Origin of the sequence: Virgisporangium aurantiacum, assembly GCF_016863635.1 — a bacterium.
GTDB classification, from domain to species: domain Bacteria; phylum Actinomycetota; class Actinomycetes; order Mycobacteriales; family Micromonosporaceae; genus Virgisporangium; species Virgisporangium aurantiacum.
This window is the reverse complement of record NZ_BOPG01000089.1, coordinates 80,995-95,158: the sequence shown is the minus strand read 5'-3', so window position 1 is coordinate 95,158 and position 14,164 is coordinate 80,995. Positions and strand designations below refer to the sequence as shown.

General features: G+C 69.8%; 14 protein-coding genes. 4 read left to right on the top strand and 10 right to left on the bottom strand.

Annotation, left to right across the window (positions count from 1 at the left end; genetic code table 11):
* Nucleotides 1-341: 341 nt before the first annotated feature.
* The 3 genes from Vau01_RS53465 to Vau01_RS53450 are packed head-to-tail and all read right to left on the bottom strand — an operon-like array spanning nucleotide 342 to nucleotide 2,083.
* The gene (locus tag Vau01_RS53465) at nucleotides 342-1,022 is read right to left on the bottom strand and encodes a hypothetical protein (protein WP_239152722.1); all 681 of its coding nucleotides are present in this window, start codon (nucleotides 1,020-1,022) and stop codon (nucleotides 342-344) included.
* The gene (locus Vau01_RS65735) at nucleotides 1,019-1,552 is read right to left on the bottom strand and encodes a TetR/AcrR family transcriptional regulator (RefSeq protein WP_444546058.1); all 534 of its coding nucleotides are present in this window, start codon (nucleotides 1,550-1,552) and stop codon (nucleotides 1,019-1,021) included. The genes Vau01_RS53465 and Vau01_RS65735 overlap by 4 nt, the downstream gene beginning before the upstream one ends.
* A gap of 51 nt (nucleotides 1,553-1,603) precedes the next feature.
* The gene (locus tag Vau01_RS53450) at nucleotides 1,604-2,083 is read right to left on the bottom strand and encodes a MarR family winged helix-turn-helix transcriptional regulator (RefSeq protein ID WP_204009293.1); all 480 of its coding nucleotides are present in this window, start codon (nucleotides 2,081-2,083) and stop codon (nucleotides 1,604-1,606) included.
* A gap of 71 nt (nucleotides 2,084-2,154) precedes the next feature.
* Here Vau01_RS53450 and Vau01_RS53445 point away from each other — a divergent pair, with 71 nt between their 5' ends.
* The 3 genes from Vau01_RS53445 to Vau01_RS53435 are packed head-to-tail and all read left to right on the top strand — an operon-like array spanning nucleotide 2,155 to nucleotide 4,922.
* On the top strand, nucleotides 2,155-2,820 hold the full coding sequence (locus tag Vau01_RS53445; protein ID WP_204009292.1) for a DUF4386 domain-containing protein: 666 nt from the start codon (nucleotides 2,155-2,157) through the stop codon (nucleotides 2,818-2,820).
* Nucleotides 2,817-3,632 (top strand): SDR family NAD(P)-dependent oxidoreductase, encoded by an 816-nt coding sequence (locus tag Vau01_RS53440; RefSeq protein ID WP_204009291.1) that lies wholly within the window; start codon nucleotides 2,817-2,819, stop codon nucleotides 3,630-3,632. Before Vau01_RS53445 ends, Vau01_RS53440 begins: the two co-directional genes overlap by 4 nt.
* Nucleotides 3,633-3,635: 3 nt before the next feature.
* Nucleotides 3,636-4,922, top strand: coding sequence for an erythromycin esterase family protein (locus tag Vau01_RS53435; protein WP_204009290.1), 1,287 nt, complete (start codon nucleotides 3,636-3,638; stop codon nucleotides 4,920-4,922).
* 688 nt (nucleotides 4,923-5,610) lie between these two features.
* Here Vau01_RS53435 and Vau01_RS53430 read toward each other — a convergent pair.
* The 4 genes from Vau01_RS53430 to Vau01_RS53415 all read right to left on the bottom strand — a co-directional run bounded on the left by Vau01_RS53430 (nucleotide 5,611) and on the right by Vau01_RS53415 (nucleotide 10,388).
* Nucleotides 5,611-6,627, bottom strand: a complete 1,017-nt coding sequence (locus tag Vau01_RS53430) for a LacI family DNA-binding transcriptional regulator (RefSeq protein WP_204009296.1) — start codon at nucleotides 6,625-6,627, stop codon at nucleotides 5,611-5,613.
* A gap of 1,107 nt (nucleotides 6,628-7,734) precedes the next feature.
* A complete protein-coding gene (locus Vau01_RS65500; RefSeq protein WP_373320458.1) occupies nucleotides 7,735-8,451 on the bottom strand; it encodes a tetratricopeptide repeat protein in 717 nt (238 codons plus the stop codon).
* Nucleotides 8,452-8,526: 75 nt separating this feature from the next.
* Entirely contained in the window at nucleotides 8,527-9,135 is a 609-nt protein-coding gene (locus Vau01_RS53420) for a tetratricopeptide repeat protein (RefSeq protein ID WP_204009288.1), read from the bottom strand.
* 155 nt (nucleotides 9,136-9,290) lie between these two features.
* Nucleotides 9,291-10,388 (bottom strand): integrase core domain-containing protein, encoded by a 1,098-nt coding sequence (locus Vau01_RS53415; RefSeq protein ID WP_204009286.1) that lies wholly within the window; start codon nucleotides 10,386-10,388, stop codon nucleotides 9,291-9,293.
* A 141-nt stretch (nucleotides 10,389-10,529) separates the two neighbouring features.
* On the opposite strand from Vau01_RS53415, the gene Vau01_RS53410 reads away from it, so the two are divergent.
* Nucleotides 10,530-10,922 (top strand): MvdC/MvdD family ATP grasp protein, encoded by a 393-nt coding sequence (locus tag Vau01_RS53410; protein WP_204009285.1) that lies wholly within the window; start codon nucleotides 10,530-10,532, stop codon nucleotides 10,920-10,922.
* A 241-nt stretch (nucleotides 10,923-11,163) separates the two neighbouring features.
* Here the strand turns inward: Vau01_RS53410 and Vau01_RS53405 are convergent, their stop codons facing one another.
* The 3 genes from Vau01_RS53405 to Vau01_RS53395 form a co-directional block, all read right to left on the bottom strand.
* Nucleotides 11,164-11,814, bottom strand: coding sequence for a hypothetical protein (locus Vau01_RS53405; protein ID WP_204009283.1), 651 nt, complete (start codon nucleotides 11,812-11,814; stop codon nucleotides 11,164-11,166).
* A 95-nt stretch (nucleotides 11,815-11,909) separates the two neighbouring features.
* Nucleotides 11,910-12,674, bottom strand: coding sequence for an SDR family NAD(P)-dependent oxidoreductase (locus tag Vau01_RS53400; RefSeq protein WP_204009282.1), 765 nt, complete (start codon nucleotides 12,672-12,674; stop codon nucleotides 11,910-11,912).
* The gene (locus tag Vau01_RS53395) at nucleotides 12,671-14,107 is read right to left on the bottom strand and encodes an amidase (RefSeq protein WP_204009280.1); all 1,437 of its coding nucleotides are present in this window, start codon (nucleotides 14,105-14,107) and stop codon (nucleotides 12,671-12,673) included. The genes Vau01_RS53400 and Vau01_RS53395 overlap by 4 nt, the downstream gene beginning before the upstream one ends.
* Between the last annotated feature and the right edge of the window lie 57 nt (nucleotides 14,108-14,164).

Sequence of the window (14,164 nt, the reverse complement as noted above, 5' to 3'; positions counted from 1 at the left end):
CCGACTGGGGTCGGGCCGGCATCCACAGGAGGCGCCCTGAGCCACCCCGGGAGCAGTGGAGGCCCTGATACCAGGATGATCTTGTCCGGAGGATGACCGTTCACCGTGTCAGCCGGCTGCCCTTCGACTGATGGAGTGGGCGCCGTTCTACGGTGCCTTGCTCGGCCTGGTCCTCGCCGTGGTGGGTTGCTGGGTCTGGCCCCGGCGGCACCAGGGATATGGCTGGGCATCGGCTACATCATCGCGGTCATCGGCGGCGGGATCGGCGCGTCCTTGGCGGCCTGACGGCGGCACCCGGGGACTGTCAGGAACACGGCGGTTCGCCAGTCGTGGTTCTCGTATTAGGGAAGAAGACGCCGTCCCTCCCAGGTTCCGTGTTCGGACAACGGGCGGAACCGCATGAAGGCGGACTCGTGGTGAAAGTCCCGGCGGTGCTGTTCAGCCATGGCAACGGCGTGTGTGTGGGCCTGCGCGACGGCGCTGCGGCCGTGGACCATGTCGGTCATCGCGCGAACACTGCGCCAGATCGTGAAGGTCGAGAAGGTGCGGGGCGGGCGGATCGCGGCGGTGGCGAATGTGGTGCCCGGGTGGCTCGCGACCAGACGTTCGACCGGCCGCCCCCATTTCAGGAACCGGGGAAGCTCAGGAAGCTTGAGCCGGGCGAGCGTGACGGCCACGATCGGCTCCTCCGGGTCCCACCCGCCCGCACGAACCGGAAGGCCGGCGAGGGCGGCGACCTCGCCGTAGCGCCGCAGGTACTGCAACCGCACATGCCAGCCGTCCGAGAGCCGCCGCCCCAGACCGTCGTCGGCGAGGAATCGCTCCAGCGCTGACTCGTCCTCCCATTCGGCGAACATGGCAAGCCGCCGCAGCTGCATCCGCTCCAGCGACACCGCCGGGGAGCCCAGCCGCATGAGCGCGAGACATTCGGCGTGCCGCAACCCGCCCGCCCGCGGCCCGCGACGCAGTGTACGCAACGTCAAGGACGGCGAAAGCAGTGCGAGATGGAACGAATGGATCATCGGCCCATCATCCTGGGTCGTCCATCTCCCGTGCCGTCCCTCTTGGGGCGTGCGGGCCCGCGACCGTGGCTAGGCAGTAGGACCGGCCGTCGTGCCGCTGGCTTCGGCCAGCCCACTGGCAGACAGTGAACAGCAGCCTGGGTGTTGTGGTGGTCGGTACGGTGGCGTTGTGATCGTCCGGCGTTGGGTGTTCTGGGCATCGGCATCCCCACGCCCGACAGCCGCACGTGTTCGACAGCTTCCACCGGTCCACCGCCCACCGCCGCCGCTACAGCGGACACGGACTGGCCATCTGCAAAAAGATCGTCGACCGGCACGACGGCACCATCCGCGCCACCGACAATCCCGGCGTCGGAGGCCGGGGTGAGTTCTTCGGCGGCATCGGTGAGGAACGCGTCGAGCTGTAGGTCGGTCTTCGAGGGCCACCAGCGGTAGATGGTCTGCTTGGCGACGCCGGCCCGTTGCGCGATCGCCTCGACGGTCAGCCGGGCGATGCCGTGCTCCACGAGCAGGTCGTCGGCCGCCTGCACGCCAGCACCGCCACGTGATGCGCGACCGGGCTGGTCACCACGCTCGCCCGATCACGACCGTGGACGGTAGCCGGGGTGGACGCCGGCGGTGAGCTCCTGTTGCTCCGCGATGCGGGCAAGCAGGTCACGGAGTTGGGCCCGCTCGGTGTCGTTGAGTGCCTCGCACAGCGCGTTCTCGTGGGCCCGCCCGACGGCGCCGATCCGGCGCATCATCTGCTGACCGGCCTCGGTGAGGTGCAACGCGTACAGGCGACGGTCGGGCTCTCCGCGGCGGCGCTCGACCAGGCCGCGGGCCTCGAGGCCGTCGACGAGAGTGACGAACCGGCTGGGTGGTGTGCCCAGCCGGGTGGCGTAAGCCTGCTGGCTGAGTCCGGGGGTCACGGCAATCATCCGCAGCAGCCCCGCCTGGGGCGCGGCGAGGTCCAGTTCGGCGATGCGCTCCTTGAACCGCGCGGCGGCGTGCGCGCCGACCTGGGCGAGCAGAAAGCTCGCTCCGCCCCAGCTCCGTTCGCTGTTCCCGACTTCAGGCACGACCGAATCGTACCATTGCAAAGATGATGTACATCTGTATATGGTATACATCCGTGCATGAAGGAGAAGCCATGTCCACGTCCCGATCCGGCCCGCCGCTGATCGTCCCCGGCGCCGCGTTCACCGTCCTGACCATCGCGTCAATCGCCATGGCCGCGGGCGTTCCCCGGCCGACCGCACCGGCGGCCGATGTGCTCACCTATGTGCAGGAGCACGCCACCTCCATGCGTGTGTCGGCGTTCCTGACTCTCGGCGCCGCGGTGTCGCTTGCGATCTGGGCCGCGGTCGCCTTCCGGCGCCTTCAGGTGCTGGGAACGACGGCGCCCGGGTCGGCGATCGCCCTCGCCGGTGGCCTCCTCGCATCGGCGTTCCTGGCGCTGTCCGGTCTTGTCGGGTGGGTCGCCGCACGCGGTCCCGCCGACGATGCCCTCGCCACCGTGCTGCGCGACCTGACCTTCGCCACCGGCGGACCCGGACATATCGCGTTCTTCGGGCTGCTGCTGGCCGGCGTCAGCGTGCCGATGCTGCTGCTGCGCATCCGGCGGCCGGCCGCTGTCACCGGCCTGGTCCTCGCGGTGATCGCCGAGCTCTCCACACTCACCCTGCTGACCCTCGACGCCGCGCCGACCCTGCCGGTCGCCCGCTTCGGCGGCATCGCCTGGCTGGTCGCGGTGAGCCTGCTCCTACCCACCACCCGTCCGCGCACCGCCGATCCGGCCGCCGTGAGGACGGCGTGATCGCCCTCGTCACCGGCGGCACCGGCGGCATCGGGCGGGAGATAACGGCCAAACTCCGCGACGCCGGAGCGAGCGTTCTCGTCACCGGCCGCGACCGCACCCGCGGGCAGGCCACCGCCACCGACCTCGACGTCACGTTCCTGCCGGCCGACCACTCGACCATCGCGGGCAACCTCGACCTGGCCTACCGGATCGGCGAACGGGTCGCATCCGTCGACGTCCTGGTGAACAACGTCGGTGGTGGAGCGTTCGCACAGCGGACCGTCACCCGCGAAGGGCACGAGGCGACGCTCGCGCTCAACTACCTCGGTCCGATCGCGTTGACCCGGGCCCTGCTGCCCCTCCTGTCCCCGCGGTCGCGGGTGGTCCAGGTGGTCTCCAGCGCCTTCGGCATGCACCGCGGCGACCCGTTCGCCGCCCCGGCCCGGTACACGGCCGTCGCCGCGTACGCCCACGCCAAACTACTGAGCCTCCTCGCCACCATGAGCCTGGCCCGGCAACTCGACGGCACGGTCACCGTCAACGCGGTCAACCCGGGGATGGCGTGGACACCCGGCGTTCAGGCGCTCACGCCCCGGGCCGTCCCCGCGTGGCGGTGGATCTGGCCGCTGGTCCGCGCCGTCCAACGCCGGGCGTCGCCGGAGAAAGCAGCCCGGACACCGACCCGGCTCGCGCTGACGCCCGACGGCACCGGCCGGTTCTACGAAAGCAACGGCACCGCGCAAACGCTGCCTGACCGGCTCCGCGATCCACACCTCCAGGACCGCGCCTGGCAGTACGCCGCCGCCGCCGCAACCACCATCAAGGAGTGACCCATGCCAACCCCCTCACGACGCACAGTCCTGCGGGCCACCGCCGCCACCGCCGGCGCCCTCACCGGGGCCTGGACCGGCGCGGCCGGCGCCGCCGTTCCGGCCGACCGGCAGGTCTCCGCGTGGATCGAGCGCAACGCCCGCCCGGTCACCGGCCGATCCATCGACGCCATGCTGCGGAACGCCGTCGTCGTCGGCCTCGGCGAGTCGACCAACGGCGCCCACGAGCATCTGGTGCTCAACCACGACCTGGTCCGCCATCTCGTCGAGAAACGCGGCTTCCGCGCGATCGCGCTGGAGGAGGACTGGACCATGGGCATCCAGATCGACCGCTATGTGCGGCACGGTGACGGGGATCCGCGCGCCCTTCTGCCCGACGCCGGCCTGCCGTGGCGCACCGTCGAGATGCTGGATCTGATCCGCTGGATGCGCGCCTTCAACGTGGCGCATCCGAACGACCCGGTCGCCTTCCTCGGCGCCGACGTGGTCGCCGTCCGCGCCCTGGCCTACGACGCGGTCACGGAGCACGTGAGGCGGTACGCACCCGGACGACTCGCGGAACTCGGCCGGCACTACGCCGTGATCCGACCGCCGGACGACATCACCGCGCACATCGCGTACTACCGGAGCCAGCCGGACAAGCAACCATTCCTCGACCACGCCCGCCGAGCGCTGCACCTCGTCGCGGACCTGCCGGGCGACCGCGCAGCCGCCCTGGCGCTGCAGCACTCCCGGGCCATCCTCGGCTTCTACGAGTACCACGCAAGCGGCGAGGTCGCGATCCGCGACCGCGCTATGGCGCAGACGGTGGCGTTCTGGCGGCGGCACACCGGTAACCGGATCGCCTACTGGGCGTCCAATGTCCACATCGCCGTCGGACGGCCGCTGACCATCTCCTACCCGCCGTTCCCCGCCGCCACCCAGCACACCGCCGGCGGCCTGCTCCGGACCCGGTACGGGCACGGATACCTCCCGGTCGGTGCCGGTTTCCGGACCGGCGTCATCCGTACCGGCTTTCCGCCGGCCCAGTACACCGTGCCGCCGCCATCCGCGTCGTTCGCCGACGCGGCGTTCACCCTCGACTCACCCGACCCGTACCTTGTCGACCTCCGCGCCGACGCGCCCCCTGCCGTGCGGCGGTGGCTGCACACGCCCGCCCGCATGCGGGCGATCGGTCCCGCATACGACCCGCTCGCCGACTCCGCCTACCACATGTCCGGCGCCGGCCCCGCCGACTGGTTTGACGCCCTCCTCCGGATCGACCGCGTCACGGCACCGCAACCGGTGTGAAGGGCGGTGCGGCGCATCGAGCCGTCGGCGGTGGCTCCACACGCGTGCTCGTCCGTCCCTCGTTCGACGGGATCGTGGCCGCAGAACACGTCGACACCCGCATGGTGGGCCGCCCGCAGCTTGTCCACTGTGGTCAGCCTGGCCGCGCGGTCGGTCTGGGTACTCACTTCTTCGAGCCGGCTGTCTGTGTACCACTGCGCAACGAGCCGGCTTGACCCAGACGCAGCATCAAACCCACATGCTGTCCTCGACGCCGCGTACGGCCACCAGGCGCGAATCGACAACCGGTTCGCCCAACTCATCGACGGGCTCGGCTAGGACGCCAGAGGAGGCCCGGGCTCGTCCGCGTCGGCGTGCGTGACCGCACCTCGAGTTTGCTCAGGCGCCCCTTGGCCACGTGACGTCGAGGAGGAAGTCGGGCCGGCCGAACGAGGACTCGGCGCCGAACAACTCGACGGCCGGGCCGTGCGGTCACCGAGGTCCACTTCCGCAGCGAGCCCTGGAACGGTGCCTTCTTCACCGTCGGGTCCAGTACCGGCTCCTCCGGACGGGTTCCGCCGCTTCGGGTCAGCCCCCAAATCGTGGTCGCCGCGGTCACGACGACGACCACGACGGCCACCACTTCGCCGGTCGGTCGTTCCCGGATGGCGGCGACGGCTGGACGGGCATCGGCTGCGTAGCGTCGGCGTCAGGCCGACTCGCGGACCACCAGCTCCGTTTCGAGGACGACGGACGGCTCGATGGTGTCGCCGCCGGCCAGGCGGAGCACTTGCCGGGCCATCGTACGGCCGATGTCCCGGATGGGCTGGCGCACCGTGGTGAGCGCGGGCTCGGCGTACCAGGCGGCTGCCGTGTCGTCGAAGCCGATGACCGCGACGTCGTCGGGCACCCGCCGGCCGCTACGCCGCAGGGCCTGCAGGGCGCCGTTGGCCATCAGGTCGGACGCCACGAAGACCGCGTCGACGTCCGGGGCGTCGGCGAGAAGCTGGAACATCGCCGCCGCGCCCGACTCCCGGCTGAAGTCACCGAGCGCCACGATGGGCTCGCGCCCGCTGCCGGTCACCTCGACGCGGTAGCCGGCCAGCCGGTCGACGCCGCCGGCGCTGCGCGGAGAGCCCGCGATGGTGGCCACCCGCTGCCGGCCCGACTCCACCAGTCGGCGCACGGCGAGCCGCGCACCGTCCGCGTTAGCGGCGTCGACATAAGGGACGGGCCTGCCGCCGCTCGGACGCCCGTTGGTCACCACCGGCACACCGGTGCCGGCCAACGTACGAATCACCGGGTCGGCGCCCGACGCGGAGGCCACCACCACGCCGTCGACGTGTCCCGCTGCGGCGCGGCGGCGGACGCGCTCGACGCTGTGCCGCGAATTCATGACTTCCAGTGTCAGCTCCTTGCCCGCGGCGTCCAACTCCTGGCTCACGCCTTGGACCAGGGTCGGGAAGAAGGTGCTGTCGGAGAAGGTCCGGTCGGCTGATTCGGTCAGCACGAGAGCGTACGAGTCCGACCGCTGTGTGACGAGGCTGCGTGCCGCCGGGTTGGGCACGTACCCCAGGTCGTCGATGGCTCGCAGCACGGCCTCCCGCATCTCGGCGGTGACCTTCACCGAGCCGTTCACGACCCGTGACGCCGTCGCCCGGGACACTCCCGCGTGGCTGGCCAAATCCTCGAGGGTCGGCCGGCTCGCGTGCCGCGCCGCCGCCATCATCCGGCCGCCCGCGGCCGACTCGAAAAAGAAGGCACCATACGAAGTGAGGTCATGCTCCAGTTACCTTGCTTCCAGGGCTCGACGACCAGCGCTCCAATCGGCACCGCCGCGCCAATCTACTCTCGCGGCCACGCCCCCCTCCACAAACGGCGCGAGTTTTCGGATGGCGCAAGATCCGAATTTGAAACAATGTCTGCCATGATGAAGATCCGGCGGCGCGGACCGCGGTCAACGTACCCCACCATCTCATTGTCAAGCTCTTCACCTGCCGTTTGCCGATCTGATGAACCGCCCGCCGACGATGATGATGAACATTGGATTTACCGGAGCGCGGCGATGTTTCCGACCCCGGCGTGTCATGAGTCACTATTCGCGTCAATGCTGGTCAAGCTCTACCGTTTCCAGTGCCGCCCGGGGACGTCTCAACGGCGAGGAAGTTCCCATTCTTTTACCTCCCGGAAACGTTGGCCGAGCAGACCACGGTCCTGGTCGGTTCCGGCGGCCGATCATCCATTGCGTGAGAATCGTGGCGGCCAAGGTCCCTACGATCCCGACAATCGCTACCGCGAGCGTGGAATCCATTCACAAAGTTTACGCCGGGGTCCGCATCGGGCGACCGGCCGAGACCGCGCCGGTGAAGGGGACCACCTGAACACGCCCGAGTTTCTGCCATCGAGATGCCGTGATCCGGGTTCCCTGCGACACCGCTGTTGAGGTGCGCTGTGATGGTCGGGCGCCGCTTGGCGGCCGAGGTCGAGACGGAATGTCGGCTGGTGTCGTATCGCCGTGGAGGAGCCGGTCGCCATGACCCGCAAGGGCGCTGTCCGGCTCCTCCGGGTGCGATCTTCCGAAGTCAGCGCTGATAGACGCGCACGTAGTCGACGACGAAGTCGGCCGGCAGCACCGTGCTGGGGTCGGGGTTGCCGAGCCAGCCGCCGACGTGGTGGGTTCATCCTCGGCGCCGTCGCCGTCACCCCCGACACCGATCTAACCCTGCAGCTCAGCGATGGCGGCCGGGAACTGACCGAGCACCTGTCGATGCGCGACACCCACGGCGGCACCATGGCCCCGATCGCGATCGGGGCCATGGCCGCCCTCACCGGTCTATTCGCCGTGCTGGACGCCCGCGCCGCCGACCGCCGCCTGATCCTGGCCGGGCTGCGGGTGCCTGTCCTGCTCACCGCCCGGCTCGGCCTGATCGGCCTGTCCGCAGGCCTCGTCACCGTCGTCTCCCTGGCCGCCACCGCTTTCGTGTTCGAGCCCCGGCAATGGCCGGTGTACGCCGCGGCGAACCTGCTCGTCGCTGCGGTCTACGCACTCGTCGGCGTGGTGCTCGCGCCGTTCTGCGCCGCTGTTGTCAAGGGCGGCGAGGAGGGTTCGAATTCGGTCGGCTTCGGGCAGGTCAAGGTCTGTGTAGAGGGCCAGGGCGTGCTGGTAGTGATGGCGGGCGAGAGTGTGGTTGCCGAGGGTGTGGTGGGCGTGGCCGAGGCCGGTGTGGGCGCGGGCCCGCTCGTCCCGGTCGCCGTTGTCGGCGGCGGCGGTGTGGTGGGTGAGGGCGTCGGCGACGCGGCCGGCGGTGTGGGCGGCCTCGCCGAGGCCGTTGAGCGCCCAGGCTTCGCCGAACCGGTCGCCGGTCTCGCGGAAGATGGTCAGGGCCTGCTGATGGTGTTCGGTGGCCCGGCCGGGCTGGCCGAGGCGGGTGTAAAGGGCGCCGAGGCTGTCCAAGGCCCAGGCTTCGCCGGTGCGGTTTCCGAGGTGCCGGAACAGGATCAGCGCGTGCTGTAGATGATCGCCGGCCGGACCGTACGGGCTCGACCGCAACTCCGCCTCGCCAAGATTGTTCAACGTGTACGCTTCGCCGGTCTCGTCGCCGGCCTGGCGGTTCAGGCTCAGGGCCTACTCGTAGTGGTCAGCCGCCGCCTGGTGCTGGCCCAGTCGTTGCTCGATGTTGCCAAGGTTCGCCAGCGCGCGAGCCTCGCCGGTCCGGTCGCCGGTCCTCCGGTACAGGTTAAGGGCGAGCGCATAACGGTCGGTGGCTGACCGGTAATGGCCGGACTGCTCCTCGATGGTGCCGAGATTGTTCAAGGTACGGGCTTGGCCGGCCGGGTCACCGGCCTGACGGAACAGGTCCAGGGCCTGCTGGAAGTGCTCGGCGGCAGGTTGGTGCTGACCCAATCGCCAGTAGGCAACGCCGAGGTTCGTCAACGCGTGGGCCTGGGCAATCGTGTCACCGTCGTGGCGGGCGGCGTTGCTGGCGTGGCCGTGGACGGTCACGGCAGCGGTGTAGTGGCCGCCTTCGAGGTAGCGGAACAGGGTGCGGGAGAGTCGGGTGGTGTAGCTGCGCCAGCCGTGGGTGGCGGTGTGGACGGCGACCGTGACCAGGGTGGACCGTTCGGTGTCCAACCATCCCCGCGCGGTGTCCGGATCGGTCAGGTCCGGGATGGGGGCGCCGGCCGGGGGGATCGCGGGCCGGTGGTGGGCTTCGGCGGGGTACAGGGCGTTCATCGCGATGGTGGCGGTGGCGAGGTAGTGGTCGAACAGGCGGGTGAGTGCGGTGCGACGCTCGGCCGGGCGGTCCTCGTCGTGGGCGCGGGTGGTGGCGTATGCGCGGATCAGGTCGTGGAAGGCGTTGTACCTGCCGAGAATGCCGTCCGGGCAGCTCAGGCGGCCTGCTCGTATTCGTGAAAGACGCCACCGAGGCGGTCACGCCGCTGGATGTTCAGCCGGGCAACTTGGTCCGGGTCGGTGATCGGTTCGGGCAGCGGTTTCAGTGGCCGGACGTTCGCGATCCCCTGATGTGGTCGGTGGAGGTTGTAGAAGCGCTCGTATTCCCGCAGCGCATGCAGCAGCTGCCGCTGGTTCCAGATGAGTATGCGGTCCAGCAGTTCGCGGCGGCAGGTCCGCACCCAACGTTCCATGATCGCGTTCATGCGGGGCGTCTGGATGCCGCTGAGCACGACCGTGATGCCGGCGTGGGCCAGGATCGCGTCGAATATGCCTGGGTACTTGCCGTCTCGGTCGCGGATCAGGTACGTGGCTTTGCAGCCGGCGTCTTCGAGGTCCATCACGAGGTTGCGGGCGGCCTGGCTGACCCAGGCGGCGGTCGGATGGGCTGTGGCGCCCAGGACGCGGATGCGGCGGCTGGCGTGTTCGATCACCGTGAGGATGTACATCCGGGCTCCGGTCAGCGTCACGGTCTCGATAAAGTCTGCGGCCAGCAGCGCGTCGGCTTGGGACCGGAGGAAGTCCGTCCACGTAGTGGCGGCCCGGTCGGGGGCGGGGTCAATGCCGGCCTCGCGCAGGATCTCCCAAACGGTCGACGGGGCGACGCGGATCCCGAGGGTGAGCAGTTCGCCGTGCACCCTCCGATATCCCCAGTTGCCGTTCTCCCTGGCCAGACGCAGTACCAAGGCCCGGATCGAGCGCAGCGTGCGGGGCCGACCGCGGCGGCGCGGCCGTGAAACTGCGGCGTGGCGGCGGGCGAGCAGGTCACGGTGCCACTTGAGGATTGTGTCGGGCTGGACAAGCAGCCGCAGGCGTCGCAGGGTGGGGCGTGGCAGCGGGTGCAGCAGCGCGGCCAGCCACGCCCGATCGACTGGCTCGAACCGGACGGGCTGCCCGGCGAGTTGGCGTTGCAGCACCGCGAGCTGGTGGCGCAACGACAGGATCTCGATGTCTTGGTCACGGCCGTCGCGGGGCAGCAGTCGCAGCAACGCGAACGCGTTCGTGATGCCCAGGTACGCCAGCCGCAGCAGCATGAGGCGGCATCATCGCGTACTCATCGGTGACGATGCGAGCGGGCAACGCCCCGACCCAAACCACCGGCGGGCTCGGGCGCCCGAAGAGCCAATGACCTGCACGGATGCCATTATCGGCAGGTACAGCGCCACACGATGTGCATGTTCCAGGAGTACGTCGAGAAGGCGTACGAGGTTCGGCTCACGGTCATCGGCAACATGTTCTTCCCGGTGACGATTCGGTCTCAGGACGCCGACGCCACCCGGATCGACTGGCGGGGCTGGAACGAAATGTCGTACGGCGACTATCATCCGCTGCCCGACGATCTCGTCAAGAAGGTGCAGACGCTGCTGACCGAGCTCGACCTCGTCTACGCGGCCCTGGACTTCATCGTTACCCCCGACGGGGAATACGTCTTCCTCGAAGTCAACCCCAACGGACAGTTCATCTGGATGGATACCGATCTCCAGCTTCCGATGGCCGACTGCATGGCCGACCTACTCGCCGCAGGCGGTCCCCTGCGCCGCGGCGACGCCATCCAGGTCGGCTATTGACGTTCGGCAAGCTGCTCGGCGGGCTTTCCCGTGAGGTGCTGTAGTCGAGGGCGAGCTGCGCCGCCTCGGCCGGTGCGGCGGTGCGGTAAAGCTCCACAGCATGAGCAAAGGTCGGCCCGGTGGTTGAGCGCTGCCGCTTCGATTGGCGAGTCGCCTCGTTCAGCCGGTCCGAAGACCGCCGTCAACCGACTGACATCGCCGAGGGAACCGGTCGGTTCCGCACGCCTTCCTATCGTTGCGGTCATGACGATCGATATGTCCGGCCCCGTTCGGCGTGAACCGGGTCAGCCCGTCTTCCCGCCCGCTCGCGTGGCGAGGTCGTCCGGGTCGGAACCGGCGGTGACTCCGAGAGGATCAATAACACTGGCAACGTGCCCTCGACCTGCTCGCCGCGCATCGCCGCGATCCGATCGCTCAGCGGCTCGTGCGTGGTCCAGTGGGGGACGAGCACGAACGTCCAGTAGACCATTAACGCGCCCACGAACCCGATGGTGACGTCCATGGCGGAGCGCCACCGTCGCCGGCCGTCCGAGCTACCGGCTGTGGGGAACGTCAGCAGGGCGATCACGCCGCCCAGATTCCCGACTACGGCCAGCGCCTCGGTCGCGGTCTCCACCCGCTGTGTCGCCGAGGCCAGCGCGGCACAGCCGAATGCGCCGCTGAGAAGCCACCAGGCGCGGCGGGTGGGCCAGTCGAGCCGGTCGGACCGGCCGAGGCGGAACGCCAGATATATCACCGGAAAGTTGAGCAGACTCCGGATGAGTTCGAAGGCGCGGTCGCGGACGTCGTCGGACGCTCCGGGCACGGCGAGGACCAGGATCGCCAGTGCCCAGAGCAGGGACGTGAGCAGCGTCCACCCGTACGGGACCCGGCCCGCCCTGCGAATCCTCATGCCGCCCTCACCCGGATAGACGCCCTCTGTCCTGGTCGGCCGACGCGCCGGCGGGTTGAGCGATTCGGCGATGCCACGCCCCGTGGAATCCCCGTTCAGCCGGTCCGGAGGCCACCGTTGACGTCGTAGGTGGCGCCGGTGGTGAATGACGACTCGGATGACGCCAGATGACAGATGGTATGGGCCACCTCGTCCGCTGAGCCGAATCGTTGCCCGAGCGGAACGGAGCGGGCCAGCGCCGCGCGGGCGTCCGGGTCCATCGCACCGGTCATGGCCGAGGCGACCGGTCCGGGAGTGACCGCGTTGACCCGGATGCCCTCGTCGGCGAGCAGGCGGGCGAACGACCGGGTGAGGGCCAGGATCGCCGCCTTGCTCGCCGCGTAGTGCACGCTGGTTACGATGCCGCCCACCTGGCCGGCGATCGACGAGACGTTGACGATCGACCGGTCGCCCTCGGCCGCCCGTAGCAGTGGCACCGTGTGGCTGGTCATCAGGAACGTGCCGCGCGCGTTGGTCTCGAGGACGGCGTCCCAGTCGGCCACTGTGACGTCGTGCCACTGCTGGTACGGACAGGCACTCGCGTTGTTCACCACGACGTGCAGCCGGCCCCAGTCGGCGCCGATCCGCGCGGCCAGCGCGAGGATCTCATCGGGTTGCCGAAGGTCGAGCCGGGAGACTTCGACCCGGCTCCCCAGGTCCCGGCACCGCTGCGCGACCTGCTGTGCGGTGTCGGACCGGGAACCGTAGGTCAGCCAGACGTCCGTCCCGCGTTCCGCGAGCCGGGTCGCCGTAGCCGCTCCGATGTCGCCGCTGGCGCCGGTGATCAGCGCGGCCCGGCGCCGGGGGCCGGCACCGTTCACCGCGGCCGCACCGGCGGGTGCTTGTCGGCCCACGGCAGGCCGGCCTCGATCTGCGCGGACACCCGCAACAGCACGTCCTCACGCCCGTACGCGGCAACGAGGTGCGCGCCGATCGGCAGGCCGTCGGCGTTGACGTGGACCGGCAGCGAGATCGCGGGCTGACCGGTGATGTTGTACGGGACCGTGAGAAGGGTGAGCACGTCGAGGTCCATGGTCAGGGGATCGTCGACGGTCGCCTTCAACAGGCCCAGCTCGGGCGGTGGCACCGGCGTGGTGGGGGTGAGCAGCAGGTCCCAGCCGTCGTCCTCCCACCACGTCTCGATCTCCGTGGCGCGTTGACGCAGCGCGTCGACGCCGTCGGAGTACATCGACGCGGTGACCTGCTGGCCCATACGCGCGACCTCCCAGGTCGACGCCTCCACGTCGGCCTCGGTGAGCTCACGGCCGATCGCCGCGCTGTAGAACTCCAGTTCCTTCATGATGGAAACGGCGACGACCGGCATGAACTCCTCTGGCCACGGCCCCTTGCGCAGGGCGTCGGGGTAGGCGGCCGAGACGTGGTGGCCGAGGTTCGTCAGCAGATCCGCCACCTTGCGGGCGGCGGTGACGTTCTCCGGGTCGATCTCGACGGTGCCGGACGGTTCGTGCGTGAGCACCCCGATCCGCAGTCGCCCCGGGTCGGCGCCGACCTCGGCCAGAAACGGTCGAAGGGGCGGCGGCGCGGCATACGCGTCGCCGGGCCGCCGGCCGCTGACGACGTCGAGCACGCCGGCGATGTCGCGCACCGAGTGCGCCAGCAGCCCCTCGTGCGGCATGCCCGAGACGTTGTCCGACCGGACCGTCGGCCCCTGCGAAATGCGACCCCGGGTCGGCTTGATCCCGATGACGCCGCACTGGCTGGCCGGCATGCGGATGGAGCCGCCCCCGTCGTTGCCGTGGGCGATCGAGACCATGCCGGCGGCCACGGCCGCCGCCGAGCCCCCACTGGACGCACCGCTGGAGCGGCTCAGATCCCACGGGTTGGCGCTCGGACCCCAGGCGTCCGGCTCGGTGGTGGGTTGGATGCCCAACTCCGGCGTATTGGTCTTGCCGACCAGCACAAAGCCCGCTTCGCGCATCCGCTGGACGAAGAAGGAGTCGTGGTCGGACCGGTATCCGGCGGCCTTCACGCCGGCGATGCTCGCCGCGTGCAGGTCGCCCTCGGTGACCATCGTGATGTCCTTGAGCAGGTACGGCACACCGGCGAACGGACCCTCGCCGACCTTGTCGGCCTCGTTGTACGCCTTGTCGAACAACGGAATGACCACCGCGTTCAGGCTCGGGTTGAGCTCCTCGATCCGGTGGACCGCCTCGTCGACGAGTTCCCGCGGCGAGACCTCGCCGCGGCGGACGAGTTCGGCCTGCGCGGTCGCGTCGAGAAATGGGTCGGGCATGGCACCTCCGCGAATCTGGTCAGTTGACCTAGTTTAGCCACACCGGCGGGTCAAATG

Coding starts and splice junctions, on each gene's coding strand:
- Vau01_RS53465 (WP_239152722.1), bottom strand. CDS start 1,022: ATGATCCATTCGTTCCATCTCGCACTGCTTTCGCCGTCCTTGACGTTG.
- Vau01_RS53445 (WP_204009292.1), top strand. CDS start 2,155: ATGTCCACGTCCCGATCCGGCCCGCCGCTGATCGTCCCCGGCGCCGCG.
- Vau01_RS53435 (WP_204009290.1), top strand. CDS start 3,636: ATGCCAACCCCCTCACGACGCACAGTCCTGCGGGCCACCGCCGCCACC.
- Vau01_RS53430 (WP_204009296.1), bottom strand. CDS start 6,627: ATGGCGGCGGCGCGGCACGCGAGCCGGCCGACCCTCGAGGATTTGGCC.
- Vau01_RS53420 (WP_204009288.1), bottom strand. CDS start 9,135: ATGAACGCCCTGTACCCCGCCGAAGCCCACCACCGGCCCGCGATCCCC.
- Vau01_RS53415 (WP_204009286.1), bottom strand. CDS start 10,388: ATGCTGCTGCGGCTGGCGTACCTGGGCATCACGAACGCGTTCGCGTTG.
- Vau01_RS53410 (WP_204009285.1), top strand. CDS start 10,530: ATGTTCCAGGAGTACGTCGAGAAGGCGTACGAGGTTCGGCTCACGGTC.
- Vau01_RS53405 (WP_204009283.1), bottom strand. CDS start 11,814: ATGAGGATTCGCAGGGCGGGCCGGGTCCCGTACGGGTGGACGCTGCTC.
- Vau01_RS53395 (WP_204009280.1), bottom strand. CDS start 14,107: ATGCCCGACCCATTTCTCGACGCGACCGCGCAGGCCGAACTCGTCCGC.